The sequence below is a fragment of the Acinetobacter gyllenbergii CIP 110306 = MTCC 11365 genome, from assembly GCF_000413855.1.
Lineage (GTDB): Bacteria > Pseudomonadota > Gammaproteobacteria > Pseudomonadales > Moraxellaceae > Acinetobacter > Acinetobacter gyllenbergii.
In genome coordinates, this window is record NZ_ATGG01000061.1 from 17,874 (window position 1) to 36,513 (window position 18,640).

15 protein-coding genes are annotated in these 18,640 nt (G+C 45.5%); 6 read left to right on the forward strand and 9 right to left on the reverse strand.

Features of this window, described 5'->3' with window-relative positions:
• Positions 1-22: 22 nt before the first annotated feature.
• The 3 genes from F957_RS01035 to F957_RS01025 are packed head-to-tail and all read right to left on the reverse strand — an operon-like array spanning position 23 to position 2,893.
• Positions 23-550 (reverse strand): nuclear transport factor 2 family protein, encoded by a 528-nt coding sequence (locus tag F957_RS01035; RefSeq protein WP_016541840.1) that lies wholly within the window; start codon positions 548-550, stop codon positions 23-25.
• Between the two features lie 41 nt (positions 551-591).
• Positions 592-1,728: an acyl-CoA dehydrogenase family protein gene (locus tag F957_RS01030; protein ID WP_016541841.1), complete on the reverse strand. Its 1,137-nt coding sequence runs from the start codon at positions 1,726-1,728 to the stop codon at positions 592-594.
• Positions 1,729-1,780: 52 nt separating this feature from the next.
• Complete coding sequence (locus F957_RS01025) at positions 1,781-2,893, reverse strand: amidase (RefSeq protein ID WP_016541842.1); 1,113 nt, start codon at positions 2,891-2,893, stop codon at positions 1,781-1,783.
• A 148-nt stretch (positions 2,894-3,041) separates the two neighbouring features.
• Here F957_RS01025 and F957_RS01020 point away from each other — a divergent pair, with 148 nt between their 5' ends.
• A complete protein-coding gene (locus tag F957_RS01020) occupies positions 3,042-3,509 on the forward strand; it encodes a MarR family winged helix-turn-helix transcriptional regulator (protein ID WP_032860853.1) in 468 nt (155 codons plus the stop codon).
• 57 nt (positions 3,510-3,566) lie between these two features.
• On the opposite strand, the gene F957_RS01015 is transcribed toward F957_RS01020, so the two are convergent.
• The 4 genes from F957_RS01015 to F957_RS01000 form a co-directional block, all read right to left on the reverse strand.
• Positions 3,567-4,556, reverse strand: a complete 990-nt coding sequence (locus F957_RS01015) for a 3-hydroxybutyryl-CoA dehydrogenase (protein ID WP_016541844.1) — start codon at positions 4,554-4,556, stop codon at positions 3,567-3,569.
• Position 4,557: 1 nt separating this feature from the next.
• On the reverse strand, positions 4,558-5,664 hold the full coding sequence (locus tag F957_RS01010) for an NAD/NADP-dependent octopine/nopaline dehydrogenase family protein (protein WP_016541845.1): 1,107 nt from the start codon (positions 5,662-5,664) through the stop codon (positions 4,558-4,560).
• A gap of 84 nt (positions 5,665-5,748) precedes the next feature.
• Positions 5,749-6,759, reverse strand: coding sequence for an AraC-like ligand-binding domain-containing protein (locus tag F957_RS01005; RefSeq protein WP_016660690.1), 1,011 nt, complete (start codon positions 6,757-6,759; stop codon positions 5,749-5,751).
• Positions 6,760-6,848: 89 nt separating this feature from the next.
• Complete coding sequence (locus tag F957_RS01000; protein ID WP_016541847.1) at positions 6,849-8,192, reverse strand: spinster family MFS transporter; 1,344 nt, start codon at positions 8,190-8,192, stop codon at positions 6,849-6,851.
• 362 nt (positions 8,193-8,554) lie between these two features.
• Here F957_RS01000 and F957_RS00995 point away from each other — a divergent pair, with 362 nt between their 5' ends.
• A complete protein-coding gene (locus tag F957_RS00995; protein WP_016660691.1) occupies positions 8,555-8,947 on the forward strand; it encodes a hypothetical protein in 393 nt (130 codons plus the stop codon).
• Positions 8,948-9,330: 383 nt separating this feature from the next.
• Positions 9,331-9,666, forward strand: coding sequence for a hypothetical protein (locus F957_RS00990; RefSeq protein WP_016541849.1), 336 nt, complete (start codon positions 9,331-9,333; stop codon positions 9,664-9,666).
• A gap of 311 nt (positions 9,667-9,977) precedes the next feature.
• Here F957_RS00990 and F957_RS00985 read toward each other — a convergent pair whose 3' ends face one another.
• Together F957_RS00985 and F957_RS00980 are read right to left on the reverse strand one after the other, a co-directional pair.
• A complete protein-coding gene (locus tag F957_RS00985; protein ID WP_016541850.1) occupies positions 9,978-11,345 on the reverse strand; it encodes a PQQ-dependent sugar dehydrogenase in 1,368 nt (455 codons plus the stop codon).
• A 121-nt stretch (positions 11,346-11,466) separates the two neighbouring features.
• The gene (locus tag F957_RS00980; RefSeq protein WP_016541851.1) at positions 11,467-12,498 is read right to left on the reverse strand and encodes a LysR family transcriptional regulator; all 1,032 of its coding nucleotides are present in this window, start codon (positions 12,496-12,498) and stop codon (positions 11,467-11,469) included.
• 196 nt (positions 12,499-12,694) lie between these two features.
• On the opposite strand from F957_RS00980, the gene F957_RS00975 reads away from it, so the two are divergent.
• From F957_RS00975 to F957_RS00965, 3 genes are read left to right on the forward strand one after another with little or no spacing between them, the layout of a single operon-like run.
• Entirely contained in the window at positions 12,695-13,918 is a 1,224-nt protein-coding gene (locus tag F957_RS00975; protein ID WP_016541852.1) for an efflux RND transporter periplasmic adaptor subunit, read from the forward strand.
• A 5-nt stretch (positions 13,919-13,923) separates the two neighbouring features.
• Positions 13,924-17,103 carry a multidrug efflux RND transporter permease subunit AdeG gene (gene adeG, locus F957_RS00970; RefSeq protein ID WP_016541853.1) on the forward strand — a complete coding sequence of 1,060 codons (3,180 nt, stop codon included), beginning with the start codon at positions 13,924-13,926 and terminating at the stop codon, positions 17,101-17,103.
• 10 nt (positions 17,104-17,113) lie between these two features.
• Positions 17,114-18,586: an efflux transporter outer membrane subunit gene (locus F957_RS00965; RefSeq protein ID WP_016541854.1), complete on the forward strand. Its 1,473-nt coding sequence runs from the start codon at positions 17,114-17,116 to the stop codon at positions 18,584-18,586.
• The last annotated feature ends 54 nt before the right edge of the window (positions 18,587-18,640 follow it).

Genomic DNA, 18,640 nt, shown 5'->3' on the forward strand with positions numbered 1-18,640 from the left:
TCCTTTTCGGTCTATCCATTGGTTATTGCTGAGACGGCACTGGCAATACGGCTGTGCTGTCCCAGTGAGATACAGGGCGACTAAAAATATTTTCAGTCTGAAAATGTTTGATCTTCCAACGTCCATCCTGTTGCTGTTTAAACTGCACCGTGAGTTTGGCGGCATTTAAATGGCTACGACCATCACGGAAAGTTGAGGTCTGCAACATCATCCAACTGGCATTGGCTTGATCGGCTTCGATATACATTTGTTCTGAGCTGACAAAATGCGCATTCATGACAAAATGTGATTGCTGTTGGGTATAACTTTTGAACATGCCATAAATAGCTTGCCAAGACGCATAACGGCCAAAAGACTGGGCATATTTCTCGCCAATGCCTTCCCAAATGCTGTCTTGATCAAATAAATCCATCAATTCATTCAGGTCGGTATCAGCATTCAAGGCATCACAAATTTCCATATAACGGTTAATGCAATTACGGATCGCATTTTGAGCTTCAAGCTGTTGCAAGCGTTGTAACAGTTCCGTTATATCCATTGGCTCATTCATGTCATTCATCCTTGTTGCCGCACGAGTTGATAAAATCTGGCTTATAAATAACCGGGTGCTGGCTTCATACCGAAGCTGACCAGCCCAGCATTTTGCAAAGTGGCATCCCCCATAAAGGCATGTTGGGTCACTACATTGGTATCATTCACAAAACGGCTAAACGGGTTATGGGTATAAATCGCAGTCATCCCTGCCAACATCTGAATTTTGCGGGTCACACGTGCACAAACACGGGCCACATGGGTACAAGACAAACGCATATCACTGATCTGTTCCGCGCTTGGGGTACGTCCTGCCAGTACTTCATTCCAAACAATCTGCATGGTGTCGTAGAACCAGACGCGTGCCGCCTTAAACTCTGCTTCGACTTGGGCAAATTCATATTGCGTCACTGGACGACTGGCAATTTCAGCACCACCCGTAATTGAAGACTTGCCCGGTGCCAATTTTTGAAATTCTTCGATCGCTGCGGCTGCGACACCAATCCCGACCACGGTTAAAACCTGAGTCGCCAATGATAGGGATGGATATTTAAAAAATGGCTCAGGCAGTTTTGACGGTTCACCACGAACAAAAGTCCATTCCTTCGCTACCAGCACATCTTTCACCACCAGATCATGACTGCCTGTACCCTTCAGACCAACCGTATCCCAAGTCATATCAATCTGTGCTTTATTGGCTGGCATCACTGCCATACGTGGTAAACCTTGGGCTTCATTGTCCTTTTGTGGTGAAATCCCGACACCGACAATATCTGCACCCATACAGCCACTGGAAAATTTCCAACGTCCGCTTACCACCACACCATCATCGGTAATTTCGGCAGGTTGTGGCGGGAAAATTCCACCAGCAAATACGATGTCTGGACTGTCTTTATACAATTGCTCAAGTGTTGCTTCTGGCAAACTGCCTAAATAGGCTGGACTCATACCAAAACTCGCGACCCAACCCACGGAACCATCAGCTTTGGACAGTTGCTCGATCAATTCACAAAACTGTTTGGGTGACCATTCATTGCCACCAAAACGCTTGGGTACCAAAGCTCGATAGACACCAACCTGTTTCAGCTTTTCAATCATGTCTTGACTGACATATGCTTGGTTATCGAACTCTCCCGTACAGGCACGTTCACGAATTTCCTGACATAAGCTCTCTAAGTCGATTGTGTTGCTGTCCATTACACATTCCTTTATCGCTAAATGATTCATTCCCTAATTCCTTGTCATTTATTTATTGCGCTGCACTCACGATATATGTCGCAACAGCACACAGATATTCATCGGCATTATGTTTTGCCACGATTTGTAAACCCACAGGTTGACCTTGTTCAGTTTGCAGCGGGATTGAAATTGCAGGGTGTCCAGACAGGTTAAAAGGTCGAACCAAACCCGTTAGATTTAAAAAAGCCACCGTATTTTCAGCCTCTGCGACCTTAGGCGGTAACTGCGGTAAAGTCGGTAAAATCAAAGCGTCGTATTGATCGAGCAAGGCATCAATCTCAGCAGTGAAACTTGCTTTTACCTGCTCAGCCTGCTCGACTTGCGCCAAAGTGGTAGCAGCAGCCTTGAGTAAACGGGCATTGACGTCTGTGCCAAGTAAGCCTGTTTCCGTTAACTCGCCATAGGCCTGCCAGTTTTCGTAATTGATGATCTGCATGCCTGCATCAAACGCAGCGTCGAAACCTTTAACCGTCACATGGATGGGTTGTAAATCAGCCTGAGTAAGATAGTGTTGGATGCACTCAGCCACAGTAGAATCCGCTTGTACATCCAGCCAAGCCAGTTTCGGTGCCTGAGTTAATGCAGCATGTTGCTGGAAAGTGGGATCAATAATCTGCATTGCGGTTTCAATCATGTCGATTGAGTTTGCAAAAGGACCAACACAGTCAAGTGAACTGGTTGCTGGATGTACGCCTGCACGGCTGACACGACCGAAAGTCGGTTTTAAACCATAAACACCACAACATGCCGCAGGCATACGAATGGAACCACCCGTATCGGTACCTAATGTGAAATCCGCCAGACCTGCTGCAACTGCCGCTGCTGAACCACTTGAAGAACCACCCGGAATCAGTTGAGGATATTTCGGATTCGTGGCCGTACCAAACACATGGTTAATCCCTGTGATGCCAAAAGCCAGTTCGTGCAGATTGGTCTTTGCAGTAATTTGACAATCAGCAGCGAGAATACGATCCACCACGTCCGCGTTTATGCTTGCAGGTTGGCTGTGCATTAAGGCTTTGCTACCTGCCATGGTTTGTATGCCTTGAATATCAATGGAATCCTTGACCATGACTTTCAAAGCACCTGTACCTTTTTGTACCTCTTGTACAATAATATTCATTCACTTTTCCATGTATTTTTATACTTAATACAAATATCGGAAAAAGTAATGTAATTGTCAAGTATTTTTCGATACGAAGAATCAAGAAAATGTTTCTAATTTTTGTATAATGCTGGGTGTCCATTTTTATAAAAGTAATGACTTGGCTATGCTTACTCATTTAGAACAATTTCTACCCAACAATGAACCGAGCAGCTTACAGAGCTATCCTTTTTTCTGGATCTCGCAGGTGAATGGGAAATACACACAGCTTATTGAAAAATCAATTAAAAAATTAGGAATCGACAATACTCGTCGTAAAATTATTTTAAGTACCAATGCGCTCGAACAAGCCAGTATTACCGAGATTGCCAACCTTTCTACCCTCAAGCTGACCACAGCAACCAAAGCCATTTATCGTCTGGTTGAAGATGATATCGTGCAGGTGTTCTCCTCAGAGTCAGATGAACGCATCTCAATGGTGAAACTCACTGACAAGGGGAAAGAGATGGTTGAGCAAATTAACCAGATCAGTCAGGTCACTTTATCTGGGATTCTCAATGCCTTTGACGATGCTGAACTGCACCAGCTCAATGGCCAATTGAAAAAGCTATTTGATTTAATGCCCTCAAGTTAAGACAACAACAAAAGCCCATGTCTATACAGAGATGGGCAAAGCTTCGGATTAAGCCTGTTACTGATTTAAAATATTAAACGGCGGCTTCAGCTGATTTGCGGCAATCCGATCTGAAAAAGTATGCAAAACCTGTTGCTTATAGGCAGGAATATCGACCTGCTGATAGTCATAAAAGCCCTGCTGCTCGCGTAGGCCATTGCGTTGCTGTCGCATATTCTCGGCAATAATTTCAGGTGTTCGATAACGATCACCTAACTCTTTTTGTAAATATTGCGAGGCATAGTACAGGATATCGCCGCCACCCCAATCAATAAATTCCAGTAAGCCCAATACCGAAAAGCGTAAACCAAAACCTGTCCGAATCGCGATATCAATATCCTCCGCCGAGGCTACACCTTCTTCCACCATCCGCGCCGCTTCATTCATTGCCAAGGCCTGAATCCGTGGCACGATATAGCCTGCTTTGGCATGACACACCACAGGAACTTTCCCAATCAACTGTAAAAAGCTTTTCAGTTGCGCAACCACGCGCTCAGAAGTTTGCTCTGAACGACTTAATTCCACCAAAGGAATCAGATAGGCAGGATTCAGCCAATGTGCATTCAACACCCGTTCTGGATGTGAAATCATCTCTGCAATATCAGTGACCAGAAAAGTAGAGGTGGTCGATGCCACAATACAATGAGGCGAAATGTATTGGTCTAACCAAGCAAAAATTTCCTGTTTGACTGGTTTCACTTCTGGCACGGCTTCCATTACAAGCTCACAGCCCGCTAAGCGCTGTAAGGAGCCAGCCCGACTCAGAATCGTAATCTGATCTAGGATAAAAAGTTGTTGTTCAGGCTGAATAAATTGAATCTGCTCAAGTAACCCTAACTCCTGCTGCAAATCAGCTTGAATCTGGTTCTGATATTGCCCGAACTCAACTTCACTGCGCTCTCTGGCATCAATCAAATCAACTTTCAGTCCTGCATAGGCAAAAGCTAGCGCAATCGCTTTGCCCATTCGCCCAGCACCCAATACCGCAACCTGTTTAATTGTACTCATCCTAGACCCCTTGCTGCAAAATCATGTGCAACTCGGCTTTGCTTTTCTCTGCCAATCCTAGGCTCTCAAAAGTCCGACCCTGCTGATATAGGTCTTTGCCAGTCACCGCAGAAGCAATATTTAATAATCCTTGCGCTACAGGTGTAGCTACCCCCGCCCAACAACCTACAGACACTAAAAACGATAATCCTAAACGCGTATCTTCCAGCATATAGCGATGTGACTGCAGGTCGATGTCTTCACGCCAGTCACCACTATCGGTTAATTTGCCATGTGCACCGCGTCCATACATCCACTCCTCACCTTCACCCTCTTTGTTGTAGTGATCGGCTAAAGGGAAATGCGGTGCAGCATAGCCGAGTGCTTCCCGAACTTGCATACGTTCTGCATCCAACTGATTGGTGACACGGCGGATTGAGGGCTGTGTACCCTCATGATGAATATCCCAAGCTTCAAAATGTTCCAGCGGTCCAGCATTCATCAAAATCAATGGTGGATGAATAATTGGCCCTGCATTCATCAAAGCACCGCTGAGGCTGTCTTCAATCGGTTCTACACTTGGATAAGCCTGTTTGATAACTTGAAATGCATGTTCAGACAAGGCATTTGGAAAAACCCCAGTCGGTAAACGGGTCGCATAACCACTGACCACAATCTGATTGACCCCATGCTTACGTACCAAATACGGTAAGGTTCCAGTTTCGGCAAATGCCACTTGGGCATTGTTAGCGGCCTCGCGCATGGCCTTGGCAAAGATAAAGCTGCCAAAGGTCGCAGGTGGTAAATACACCACTTGTCCTGCTTGAAAAAACGGCGCCGCCTGCTGAGCCAAATCCAGATGCGTGGTTGCGGGTAAAGGAATAATGATCAGTTCGGCATGCCGAATGGCTTTTTCTAAATGAGCCAAGAGATTAATCTGGCTATTTTCAAAGCCAACACTCACTGAGCGCTCACCCTGAAAATCTTTGATTTTAAGCTCGCCCGTTGCGGCAAGCTGCTGCAAAGCTTCTCGATCACGACGCCATAACACCACCTCGTGGCCTTTTTCTGCCATTTCCACCGCTGCTGCATAACATCCGTGTCCACCACCGAGTACTGTAATTTTCATGTGCGCTCCTGCTGATTGATTTGTCATTCAGCATAGAACGATCACAGCCTGATGGCTTATCCAAATGCGCAGTGAATATTCCATTTACGCACGCATTTGACTGACTGGCGCAGCATCTTTTTTGAGGGTGTACGATGGCAGACAACCATAGCGTTTTTTATATAGGCTGGAGAAATGCCCAAAACTTTGAATGCCATGGTCCAGTAAAATATCGGTGACAGTTTCATCTGCCTGTGCATGCTGCAAAGCCCAATGCACCCGCTCCAAGCGTTGCTCACGAATATACTCCACTGGGCTTTGCTGTAGATACTGGCTAAAACCTTTTTGTAAGGTTCTTATCGATACCTCGCAATACTGACCTAGATCAGACAATGAAATGGTCTGTTGTACATGTTCCCGAATATATTGCTGTGCCTTTTTAAGATAACTTGGTAGCAGCTGTTGCCGTTGAGCATTCAAGCGTTCGGTATAATTGTTCGGAATTTTCAGCAAAATGAGTTCAATCAAATACTGACTAAAACTGGCTGAAATAAAGCTCCAGTTCTGAATATGATAATAGGCATGACACAGATAATTCAGCGTTTCAATGATCGCATCCATCCCTTCCGCGCTACATGACAAAGATGGATCAAAACGCAGGGGGTCTTGGCTACAATGCCCCAACATGTTAAACAGCTGGGTTTCAATATCCTGTTGCGCCAATTTTAAAATAATATTACGGCAATGCTGATTGGTAATGATCTGCTGTCGCGTATGCGGATGAGTCACTGACATCACCCCAACCGATTGCATGATTTTGTGCTGATCAAATCCCACCTGACATTGTCCTTCCAGCGTGATTCGAAATAAATAAAAGTCAGCGCTATCCTCAATGCTGATCATGACGGGCGCACTATATTTCAGATCATACAAAGCACCACGACCAAAACTAAAACCGTTTAATCGAGTATTCAATGGCTCATGTGTCTCGACATCAAAGCGATGCGGGCAGAGGTAGTGGCTGATTCGATCTTTAATGGTCTGATAATCATCAGATTTAAATAATAACAACTCATCCAGATAATGCAGATGATCCAATTTCAATGTTGTTTGCATCATTTCACTCCCTTGTGATGAATCAATCAAAGCAAGCACAAAGCCCATTACAATGAATAGGCCTGTGATCTACTCAGTGCAGCATCAAATCAAGATGCATGTTCCTGCTGCATACTGTCACTAAATGCCTGACAGCCTTTTTTCAATAGGATAAAAGCCAGTACACAAGAAATCGTACCCACAATCGACAGTGACATACCCACCATGAGTGGATTTTCAAACACCTTATCGGTAATCAAGGCCACCAATGTGGTACCAATTCCAACGGCAACCAGATTACTGATCAGTAAAAACACTGCTGAGATTTGTGCGCGTAACTGGTTCGGCGCCAACATTTGCATAGCCGTGGTTGAAATCGGCATCGGGAATGAAGCAAAGAACATCGCAGGCACTAAAAACACCACCGATAACCATAACTCATTCACCTGAGTAAAAATCATCATCGGAATAATTAAGCCCACAATCCCAATCACGCCAGTAATCATCGGCGCATCTTTACGGCCTTTTTGAATAAACCAGTCATTCAGCCAACCCGCACAAAATACGCCTAGAATATTGGCCACCAATAACACACTCCCGAGCATATAGCCTGCTTCAGTTGGTGTGAGACCAAACTTACGCATATAGAACGCAGGTGACCAACTGATCAGGCAATACAAGGCCATCGCGTAAAAAGTAAAACCTAAGTAGTGACATTTGAAGGTGCGACCATGTTTTTTAATAAACTTGAAAGCATCCTTCATACTGGTCTTTTCTACTTGCCCCTGTGCATTGAGACGCTGACCTTTACGTTGTGGTTCTCTCACGGTGAGTAAAACCAATAGACCAATAAAGACACCCGGCAGCCCCACAATAATAAAGGCCGCTTGCCATGCTTTAAGCGCACCAAAAACCGGAACCATGATGCTATCCATATTTTTGAGTAAACCAATCACATAGCCACCGACCAGAAAGGCGATCCCGCCGCCGACAAAAGAACCAATCGAATACACTGCAACAGCACGTCCAAGCTTATCCTTGCTAAACATATCGCTGAACATTGAATAGGCGGCTGGAGACAACGCGGCTTCGCCTACTCCAACGCCCATACGACTCAAAAATAGTTGCAGAAAGTTTTTACTCAGCCCACAAAATGCCGTTGCAATACTCCAAAAGACCACCCCGATGGCAATAATTTTTGGACGGGAGAAACGATCTGCCAGATATGCCAAGGGTAGGCCCATAAAGGCATAAAACAGGGAAAAAGCCAAACCGTGTAATAAACTAAACTGCGTGTCTGAAAGCCCGAGATCTGCTTTAATCGGCTCAATCATCAGCGCCAGTATTTGCCGATCAATAAATGAAAAGATATAAGCCAGCATGCACAGTAGTACCACATACCATGCATAGAGATTTGATTGAGCTGGTTTCGGCTCAGTAGATTGCGTATCCATTTTGCTTCCTTGTCCATGTCTTTTTTCTAATGCGTCTTCTTATTGGAGACCACACGACCAGAATCCATTTCCTGTTCTGTCTTCAATAAGGAAAATAATCCTTTTATATAATTATTATTTTTACATGGAATTTTCCATAATATTTCAGGTATAAAGTTATACCTTTTTTGCCATGATGGAAAACCTGTGCTGCATAAAATATCCCTAAATTCAATATAAACAAATGATAAAATGCATGTTTTTATGATAAAAATGAACAATTATAAAAAATTCAGGTTTAAATTAATTTAAAATTATATTGAATTTTACATTTAATTTTGATTTAAAATAAACTGAGATCATTAGTTTCAATGGAAAAGGATATGGCACTCATTAAAGAACAAGCAATCGAAAGCATTCATAGCATGCATGTCTTGATTGAAAACATTTTTAGTGGCAAACATGCAGAACAAGACCTTGCCCTGCTGATTGATTATTTTGCGGATCATTTTGAAATGGTCGGTGCGGCTGGAAAACAGTTTTCACTCGAACAAGTGAAAGGTCTATTTGCCAATAATCAAGGTAAAATGCCTGATATCCAGATTGAAATCTATGACGAACAAGTTTTGATGCAAAAGCCCGATGCGATTGTTTTGACCTATACCGAAAAGCATACCAAAGCGTCTGGTGTTCTGATTCGACGCTCATGCGCATTGATTGAAGAAATTAACGGAAAAATGGTCTGGAGTTATTTGCAAGAAACATTTTTACCCTAAAAATTGAGCAAGCAACAAAGCTCTTGTCACAACAGGAGCTTTGTTGCTGATTCGAGCCATGTCATTCAGTAACGATCCCTGCCTTTTTAATCTCCAAAATTTCGACTGAATCTATCGCTGTATCACACCGTCAACTTTCCTTTAGTTAGACCTCCCCAAGCTATTTCACTTCTACAAAATACAGACAGATAAACGCTCAGATGATTTACATGAACTATAAATACTTATGGCATTGTTCCGCTAAAATCAAAGCTGAAAAAGTGATGTCTCTAGTTTATCGACTCGAAAACATCGTGGCTTCCAAAGTATGATCTTGGCTCACAGTTCTGCGCGAGCACAGTCAGCTGGGTGACTCAATAAAGAAAGACAGGATAAATCGTTTTATGGAAAAACCTATCGAATGCCCTAAATGTGGTTCAACAGAAATTGAAACACGTAATCATGACAAATTATTGAGAACTACGGGCGGTGTATTACTGACGGCCGCAGGTACAACTGCGGGTACAGTCGGTGGTGCTGCAATTGGTACGGTTGCTGGTCCCTTAGGTGTGATTGTCGGTGGTACGGTAGGCACTTTTGTCGGTGCAATCAGTGCAGGAATCACAGGTGGTGTGGTTGGAAATATATTTGGGAAAAAAGCAGGTATCATGGTCGACAAAAATATTTTTCAGGACTATCGCTGTCTGAAATGCAAATATCGTTTTAAACAAAAGAAATAAACGCAGCCCTTTTCAAAATCAGGTCTGGAAAATATTTTTTCAGATCTGCCACCAAAAACCATCTAAAGCAGATTGACTCCCAATCAAAATGTCCAAAATAGGCAGCAATGATTTCTCAGATAAAAAAAATCCCAGACTCTTGGGGAAGAGAATGGGACTACGATATTAACTATCGCTAATAATGCAATTTATATCACACCTTAAGTATCAAAATACATATTAAGTCACACAAACAATACATAACTGTCTACCCAGCACTTTAAATGCTCCGAGCAAAAACAGACTTTAGAATAGGGTCTGAATCGTTATTCTCATTTCAAAACACTCGTTTTTCGTTCCTGCATAGGACTTTCATAGGTAGTTTGAGCAATCGGTGACACTCGCCAAATCACATCCCCGACATCATCAGCCACCAATAGTGCACCTGAAAAATCTATGGCGACACCGACTGGGCGTCCATAGGCTTGGCCTTTATCACTTAAAAAGCCCGTCAACACATCTTGTGGTTCCCCAGCAGGTTGGCCACTTCTAAACGGTACGAAAATCACCTTATAACCACTATGTGGTTTCCGATTCCATGAACCATGCTGACCAATAAATGCGCCACCGCGATATTGTGGCATTAACTCAGTGGCATAGAATGCCAAGCCTAAAGATGCGGTATGATTTCCCAGCGCATAATCAGGTTTAAGCGCACGAGCGACCATATCTGGATTTTGTGGTTTTACTCGCGTGTCGAGATGCTGACCAAAATAACTATAGGGCCAACCATAAAATGCGCCATCTTTCACCGAAGTCATATAGTCAGGCACTAAATCACTGCCTAACTCATCACGCTCATTTACTACCGTCCAGAGCTGACCACCTTGAGGCTGCCAGCCCATGCCATTCGGGTTTCTGAGTCCTGTCGCAAAAGGCCTTGCTTTGCCAGTGGCAATGTCAAACTCCACAATCTGTGCTCGACCAACTTCTTGATCCAAGCCATTTTCAGCCGCATTACTATTGGAGCCAACAGAGATATATAGTTTTGTCCCTGCTGGGTTTGCAATCACATTCTTGGTCCAATGATGATTGAGTTTTCCCGCGGGTAGATCCAAAACTTTCATTCCCTGCGCCGTAATTTTTGTCGCGCCATCCTGATAAGGAAAACGCAACAAAGCATCGGTATTGGCAACATAGAGCATATTGCCGACCAAAGCCATCCCAAAGGGCGAGTTTAAATTTTCCAGAAAAACCGTATTTTTATCGGCAATCCCATCACCATTGCGATCACGTAATAAACGGATACGATTGGCGCTTGGAAAGGATGCCCCTGCACATTGCATCACCATTTTCGCAATTTTTCCACGAATCCCCTTCGTATCGTCTGGCTTAGGTGGTGCATCGGTTTCAGCTACCAACACATCACCATTTGGTAATACATACAACCATCTTGGATGATCTAGCCCTTGGGCGTATGCCTGAACTTTTAAACCTTCTGCAGGCGTCGGCGTCACCCCCTTCGGCCAACCTTTAGCTGGGGCAATATTGACGGTCGGGATTAAACTCGATTGCGGTTTGGGCAATACTGGTTGCGGGCCATAACTTGCTGAAATCGGATATTTAGATGCGGCGCTACAACCTGAAAGCACGAGAACAATACTGCTTGCCAATAGGGCGCATTTCAATTGAGGCAACATGATTAAACTCCTTTTTTATTGTTGTAATACAAGTAAGAGGATCTCGTCTTTGTATGAACATGATATTCGTTATATGAGATAGATCAAACCCAAAAAGAATCTATCTCAGCTTTCATGATTTTTAAGTCTTTAAGGCACGCGCCTCAGCAATATTATGCTGCTCCACCAAAGTTCGAATGGTATATTCATGATTGGTTTTCTGGTCACAAGCAAATTCACATTTCTGGTCCAGTGGCAAAGCACTGCCACCAAGCAATGGACAGCCTGCAAACAGTTCCGCCACCCAGTCAACAAAGACTCTGACTTTGTGAGATAAATGGCGGCTCTGTAAATACACCACTGAAATCGGCATCGGTGCAGGCGTCCATTTTGGCAATACTTCTTTTAAGGTTCCTGCCTCAAAATGATTGGTCAGCATGTAACGTGGACCTTGAATCAGACCAAAGCCTTGCAAGGCCAAATCGATATAAGCATCGCCATCATTAACAGACACTTGTCCATTGACACTGACACTTTGAATCAGGTCATCGACCACAAAATCCCAGTCAAAGTTGCGCCCTGTACGACTGGAAAAGAAATGAATGGCTTGATGATTTTTTTGTAAATCTTCAAGTGTCTTCGGTTCACCATATTTTTCTAAATAACATGCCGATGCTGCTGTTGCACACTGGAACGTACCAATACGGCGGGCAATTAAGCTCGAGTCCTGTAATTCTCCCACCCGAATCGCACAATCCACCGCCTCACCGACCAAGTCTACAGGACGATCATTCATGCCTATAACCAGATCAATATCGGGATAGCGGTTATGAAACTCTCGCAATCTTGGAATTAAAATCAAACGACCAATCGAGACAGGCACATCAATCCTTAGACGCCCTCTTGGGCCTCGTTCCTCATCATGAAAGGACGCCTCAATATCTTCAACATCCGCCAGAATTCTCAGACTACGGTCATAATAGACCGCACCATCGGGGGTTAAACTGAGCTTACGCGTGGTTCGATTCAGTAAGCGAACTTGTAAATGTTTTTCTAAAGCCTGAATGGTGGTGGTCACCGAAGCACGCGGTAGTCCCAGACTATCGGCAGCCAAACTAAAGCTGTTGGTTTCAACCACTTTATTGAAGACTCTCATTGCATGAAATAGATCCACACGCCCACTCCTCATTGCTGCATTTTTCAGTTTCACACAACAATTATTATAAAAATACGAATAGTGTTATCAAATTTAGTATATTTATTCGTAATTGACAAACTTTTATGCTCCTTTCATTCCATAAACCTGTTTCTCCCATACAGACCAAAACAAAAAGTCTGAAAACAGGGATTCAAATAACCAGGAGCATCCCATGTCACTTTCTCGCAAACAGCTGACGCTGTCTGCCGTCATTCTTGCTATTTTTGCAACGGGTGGCAGTTTTATTCTCTTCCAAGAAAATGCAGATGCGAAAGCCACTCCAACAGCAGGTGCACCGCCTGCTGCAACCGTTGATGTCGCCAGTGTGGTCAGTCAGACCATCACCGACTGGCAAGAATATTCAGGGCGGCTTGAAGCCATTGATCAGGTTGATGTTCGACCCCAAGTTTCCGGTAAACTGATTGCCGTTCACTTCAAAGATGGTAGCTTGGTCAACAAAGGAGATTTATTATTCACCATTGACCCACGTCCTTTTGAAGCAGAATTGAATCGGGCCAAAGCGCAACTGGCTTCTGCGGAAGCACAAGTCACTTACTCTTCAGCAAATTTGGGCCGTAACCAGCGCTTAATTCAAAGTAACGCGATTGCCCATCAAGAGCTTGATCAAGCGGAAAATGAAGCACGTTCAGCCAATGCCAACTTGCAAGCCGCTAAAGCCGCTGTCGAAACTGCCCGTTTAAATCTGGAATATACTCGTATTACCGCCCCTGTCAGTGGACGTATTTCCCGTGCCGAAGTCACTGTGGGTAATGTGGTTTCCGCAGGCAATGGCGCCCAAGTCCTCACCAGTTTGGTTTCGGTGTCACGTCTGTATGCGTCTTTCGATGTTGATGAACAAACTTATCTAAAATACATCAGCAATCAACGCAATTCAGCCCAAGTGCCTGTCTATTTAGGTCTCGCCAATGAGTCTGGTTTTAGCCGTGAAGGTTATATCAGTTCAATCGACAATAATTTAAATACCACCTCAGGCACCATCCGTGTCCGCGCCACCTTTGATAATCCCAAAGGTGTGATGCTTCCTGGGCTGTATGCCCGCATTCGGCTTGGTGGTGGGCAACCTCGTGCAGCGATTCTGATTAGCCCAACAGCGATTGGTGTCGATCAGGATAAACGTTTTGTGGTGGTGGTCGATGCCAAAAACCAAACCGCATATCGTGAAGTTAAATTGGGTGCGCAACAAGATGGCTTGCAAATCATCAATAGCGGCCTGCAAGTGGGTGACCGAATCGTGGTCAATGGTTTGCAACGTATTCGTCCGGGTGATCCTGTCAGTCCACATCTGGTCCCTATGCCGAATCCTCAAATCATCAGCGATAACACAGCACAACAACCTCAGCCTACAGATAAAACCTCAACTTCGGCAAAAGGTTAATCCGCATGAATATTTCTAAATTTTTTATTGATCGCCCGATCTTTGCTGGGGTGCTGTCCGTCCTGATTCTACTGGCTGGCTTACTCTCGCTGTTCCAACTGCCTATTTCTGAATATCCAGAAGTGGTGCCCCCCTCTGTGGTGGTACGTGCCCAATATCCGGGTGCCAACCCTAAAGTGATTGCTGAAACGGTTGCTTCTCCTTTGGAGGAATCCATCAACGGCGTAGAGAACATGCTGTATATGCAGTCTCAAGCCAACAGCGATGGCAACCTGACCATTACCGTCAATTTCAAGCTCGGGATTGATCCCGATAAAGCCCAGCAACTGGTCCAGAATCGGGTTTCTCAAGCCTTACCACGTTTGCCGGAAGATGTACAACGTCTCGGTGTGACTACGCTAAAAAGCTCACCAACCTTGACCATGGTGGTGCATCTGACCTCACCCGATAATCGCTATGACATGACCTACTTGCGTAACTATGCCGTACTCAATGTCAAAGACCGTCTGGCACGCCTGCAAGGTGTGGGTGAAGTGGGTCTGTTTGGTTCGGGTGATTACGCCATGCGCGTATGGTTAGATCCACAAAAGGTGGCACAACGCAATCTCACCGCCACTGAAATCGTCAATGCGATTCGTGAACAGAATATTCAGGTTGCCGCAGGAACCATTGGTGCAGCGCCGAACAATTCACCTTTACAGCTCTCGGTGAATGCACAAGGTCGTTTAAGTACCGAACAGGAATTTGCCGATATTGTTTTAAAAACGGCAGCCGATGGTGCGGTAACACGATTGGGTGATGTTGCCCGTGTTGAACTGGCCGCTTCACAATATGGCTTGCGTTCATTACTGGACAATAAACAGGCCGTGGCGATTCCAATTTTCCAAGCTCCCGGTGCCAATGCCTTACAGGTCTCTGACCAAGTACGTAGCACCATGGCGGAACTGTCTAAAGATTTTCCATCTTCAATTAAATACGACATCGTTTACGACCCGACTCAATTCGTACGCTCAAGTATCAAAGCGGTGATTCATACCCTGCTTGAAGCGATTGCACTGGTGGTTGTGGTGGTGATCCTGTTCTTACAAACATGGCGTGCCTCGATTATTCCGTTACTGGCCGTGCCTGTTTCCATCATTGGTACTTTCGCCTTAATGCTGGCCTTTGGTTATTCCATCAATGCCCTGTCACTGTTCGGGATGGTGCTCGCCATCGGGATTGTGGTCGATGACGCCATCGTGGTGGTGGAGAACGTCGAAAGGAATATTGAAGCAGGACTCAGTCCAAGAGATGCCACCTACCGTGCCATGCGTGAAGTCAGTGGCCCCATTATTGCCATCGCATTGACCTTGGTTGCCGTGTTCGTCCCGCTGGCTTTTATGACCGGATTAACAGGGCAATTCTATAAACAATTCGCCATGACCATTGCCATCTCCACCGTGATTTCGGCATTCAACTCCCTCACTCTGTCACCTGCTTTGGCCGCCATGTTGCTGAAAGGTCATGATGCCAAACCTGACTTCCTGACCCGTGTGATGAACCGTGTCTTCGGACGCTTCTTTGCCCTGTTTAACCGCGTATTCTCACGCGCATCGGATCAGTATGGTCGTGGCGTTAGTCGGGTGATTTCGCATAAAGCTTCAGCGATGGGTGTGTATGCAGCTTTACTCGGTCTGACCATTGGGATTTCTTATATCGTTCCAGGTGGCTTTGTCCCTGCCCAAGATAAGCAATACCTGATCAGCTTTGCCCAGTTACCGAATGGCGCCTCACTAGATCGAACCGAAACCGTGATTCGTAAAATGAGCGATGCAGCACTGAAACAACCCGGCGTAGAAAGTGCGGTGGCCTTCCCTGGTTTATCCATTAATGGTTTTACCAATAGTTCTAGTGCAGGGATTGTGTTTGTCACTTTAAAACCATTTGCTGAACGTAAAGCAGCCGATCTTTCTGCCAATGCCATTGCAGGTGCTTTGAATCAGAAATACGCCGCAATTCAAGATGCTTATATTGCGGTATTTCCACCACCACCAGTGATGGGTCTCGGCACCATGGGCGGCTTTAAACTCCAGCTGGAAGATCGCGGTGCTTTAGGTTATGCCGAATTGAATAACGCAGCGCAATCCTTTATGAAAGCAGCACAATCTGCACCTGAATTGGGGCCAATGTTCTCCAGTTATCAAATCAATGTGCCACAACTAAATGTTGATCTGGATCGGGTCAAAGCCAAACAACAAGGCGTTGCTGTGACCGATGTATTTAATACCATGCAGATTTACCTCGGTTCACAATATGTGAATGACTTTAACCGCTTTGGTCGTGTCTATCAGGTACGTGCCCAAGCCGATGCGCCGTTCCGTGCCAATCCTGAAGATATTTTACAGCTTAAAACCCGTAACAATGCAGGGCAAATGGTACCGCTGTCTTCCCTAGTCAATGTCACTCAAACCTATGGCCCAGAAATGGTGGTGCGCTATAACGGTTATACCGCAGCGGATATTAATGGTGGCCCTGCTCCAGGTTATTCATCCAGTCAAGCCGAAGCTGCGGTTGAGCGGATTGCCGCTGAAACCTTGCCACGTGGGGTGAAATTTGAATGGACCGATCTGACCTATCAAAAAATCTTGGCTGGTAATGCCGGATTGTGGGTGTTCCCGATCAGTGTATTGCTAGTGTTCTTGGTTTTAGCCGCACAATATGAAAGCCTAACCTTGCCATTAGCCGTGATTCTGATTGTCCCAATGGGTATCTTGGCAGCACTGACTGGGGTTTGGCTCACAGGCGGCGATAACAACATCTTTACCCAAATCGGCTTGATGGTGCTGGTCGGGCTGGCCTGTAAGAATGCTATCTTGATCGTGGAATTTGCCCGAGAACTGGAAATGCAAGGCGCGACCGCATTCAATGCTGCAGTTGAAGCCAGTCGATTACGTTTGCGTCCGATCTTGATGACTTCAATCGCCTTCATTATGGGTGTGGTTCCACTGGTCACATCAACAGGTGCGGGTGCTGAAATGCGTCATGCCATGGGCGTTGCGGTGTTCTTTGGTATGATCGGGGTGACCTTCTTTGGTTTGTTCCTGACCCCTGCCTTCTATGTGTTGATTCGTACCCTGAACAGCAAACATAAACTGCATTCAGCTGCGGTGCATGAAGCACCTCTGCACAGTTCACACGATCACTAAGGAGCAGGCCATGACAGGATTCAAACCACACTGGATACTCTCCTCACTCATGGGAAGCCTGCTGCTTGCAGGCTGCTCATTGGCACCAGAATATCAGCCAGCCAAGGTGGTTATTCCACTGCAATTCAAGGAAGCGGATGCTCAATTGAATGATCCCAACTGGACCATCGCGCAACCTGCCGATGCACAGTCTCGCGGTGAATGGTGGCGGATTTTTAATGACCCTCAATTGAATGACCTGGAGCAACAGGCCATTGCCGGTAACCAGAACCTAAAAGCGGCAGCGGCCAATATTCAGGCCTCACGTGCTTTAAGGTCTGCTGCGCAAGCTGAACGTTTACCCAGCATTGGTGCAGGTTTTGGGCCCACCCGTCAGAGGCCCTCACACGCTTCTTTAGGACTTGATTCGGATGCATCCACATCTGCACGTAGCTTATGGCGGGCGCAAGCCAATGTCTCCTATGAACTGGATCTATTTGGACGGGTTGCCAGCAGTATCAATGCAGCGACCGCAGATGTACAACAACAGGAAGCCTTGTATCATTCTGCACTGTTAGCACTGCAAGCAGATGTGGCACAGGCTTACTTTCTAATTCGTCAATTCGATGCTGAACAAGCCATCTATACGCAAAACATCAAGTTACTGACAGAGAATCAAAATTTGATTCAAGCACGTTATCGCAATGGATTGGTCAGTGATCTGGATGTTTCTCGTGCGCAAACGGAACTCTCAACCGCCCAAAGTACCGCACTCAGCATTACACGGAATCGTGCCAGTACCGAACATGCATTGGCAGTATTACTCGGGAAACCGCCTGCCGAATTTAGCTTAGCGATTCAACCCTTGTCCGCTACGGCGATTCGCCTGCCTGCGGGTTTACCTTCGAGCTTGCTTGAACGTCGTCCCGATATCGCTGCTGCTGAACGGGCTATGGCCGCCGATAATGCGCGGATTGGTATTGCCCGTGCTGCCTTTTTCCCCAAACTGGATCTCACTGGTGCGCTAGGTTATGAATCAGCAAGTTTAGGCGATTTGGGTAAATGGTCGAGTCGAACTTTTTTACTCGGCCCTGTCGCGGGCACAATCTTGTCTTTACCGTTATTTGATGGTGGGCAACGTAAGGCAGGCGTTGCTCAGGCACGTGCAGGCTATGAACAAAGTGTCGCCAATTATCGGCAGACGGTGCTGAATGCTTTCCGTGAAGTTGAAAATGGTTTGTCTGATCAGCGTATTCTGGATCAGCAAATACAGGCTCAGGGTCAAGCACTTGCATCATCCCGACATGCCAATCAGCTTTCACATTTGCGTTATCGTGAAGGCAGCATTAGTTATCTGGATGTGATTGATTCGGATCGGAGTATCTTGCAGCAAGAGCAACTCGCTGCACAGCTTCATGGCAGTCGAATGATTGCCAGTGTGGATCTTATTCGGGCTTTAGGTGGTGGATGGCATACTGACCAAGTGGAGCTGGTACGGCAATAAGGCTTAAATTGGGAAAATATACAAGGATGTAGATTTTCTCGGTTATATTAGGTA

Excerpts from the sequence above, each read along its gene's own strand:
- F957_RS01035 (WP_016541840.1), bottom strand. The coding sequence starts at position 550 with ATGAATGAGCCAATGGATATAACGGAACTGTTACAACGCTTGCAACAG.
- F957_RS01030 (WP_016541841.1), bottom strand. The coding sequence starts at position 1,728 with ATGGACAGCAACACAATCGACTTAGAGAGCTTATGTCAGGAAATTCGT.
- F957_RS01025 (WP_016541842.1), bottom strand. The coding sequence starts at position 2,893 with ATGAATATTATTGTACAAGAGGTACAAAAAGGTACAGGTGCTTTGAAA.
- F957_RS01020 (WP_032860853.1), top strand. The coding sequence starts at position 3,042 with ATGCTTACTCATTTAGAACAATTTCTACCCAACAATGAACCGAGCAGC.
- F957_RS01015 (WP_016541844.1), bottom strand. The coding sequence starts at position 4,556 with ATGAGTACAATTAAACAGGTTGCGGTATTGGGTGCTGGGCGAATGGGC.
- F957_RS01010 (WP_016541845.1), bottom strand. The coding sequence starts at position 5,664 with ATGAAAATTACAGTACTCGGTGGTGGACACGGATGTTATGCAGCAGCG.
- F957_RS01005 (WP_016660690.1), bottom strand. The coding sequence starts at position 6,759 with ATGCAAACAACATTGAAATTGGATCATCTGCATTATCTGGATGAGTTG.
- F957_RS01000 (WP_016541847.1), bottom strand. The coding sequence starts at position 8,192 with ATGGATACGCAATCTACTGAGCCGAAACCAGCTCAATCAAATCTCTAT.
- F957_RS00995 (WP_016660691.1), top strand. The coding sequence starts at position 8,555 with ATGGCACTCATTAAAGAACAAGCAATCGAAAGCATTCATAGCATGCAT.
- F957_RS00990 (WP_016541849.1), top strand. The coding sequence starts at position 9,331 with ATGGAAAAACCTATCGAATGCCCTAAATGTGGTTCAACAGAAATTGAA.
- F957_RS00985 (WP_016541850.1), bottom strand. The coding sequence starts at position 11,345 with ATGTTGCCTCAATTGAAATGCGCCCTATTGGCAAGCAGTATTGTTCTC.
- F957_RS00975 (WP_016541852.1), top strand. The coding sequence starts at position 12,695 with ATGTCACTTTCTCGCAAACAGCTGACGCTGTCTGCCGTCATTCTTGCT.
- adeG (WP_016541853.1), top strand. The coding sequence starts at position 13,924 with ATGAATATTTCTAAATTTTTTATTGATCGCCCGATCTTTGCTGGGGTG.
- F957_RS00965 (WP_016541854.1), top strand. The coding sequence starts at position 17,114 with ATGACAGGATTCAAACCACACTGGATACTCTCCTCACTCATGGGAAGC.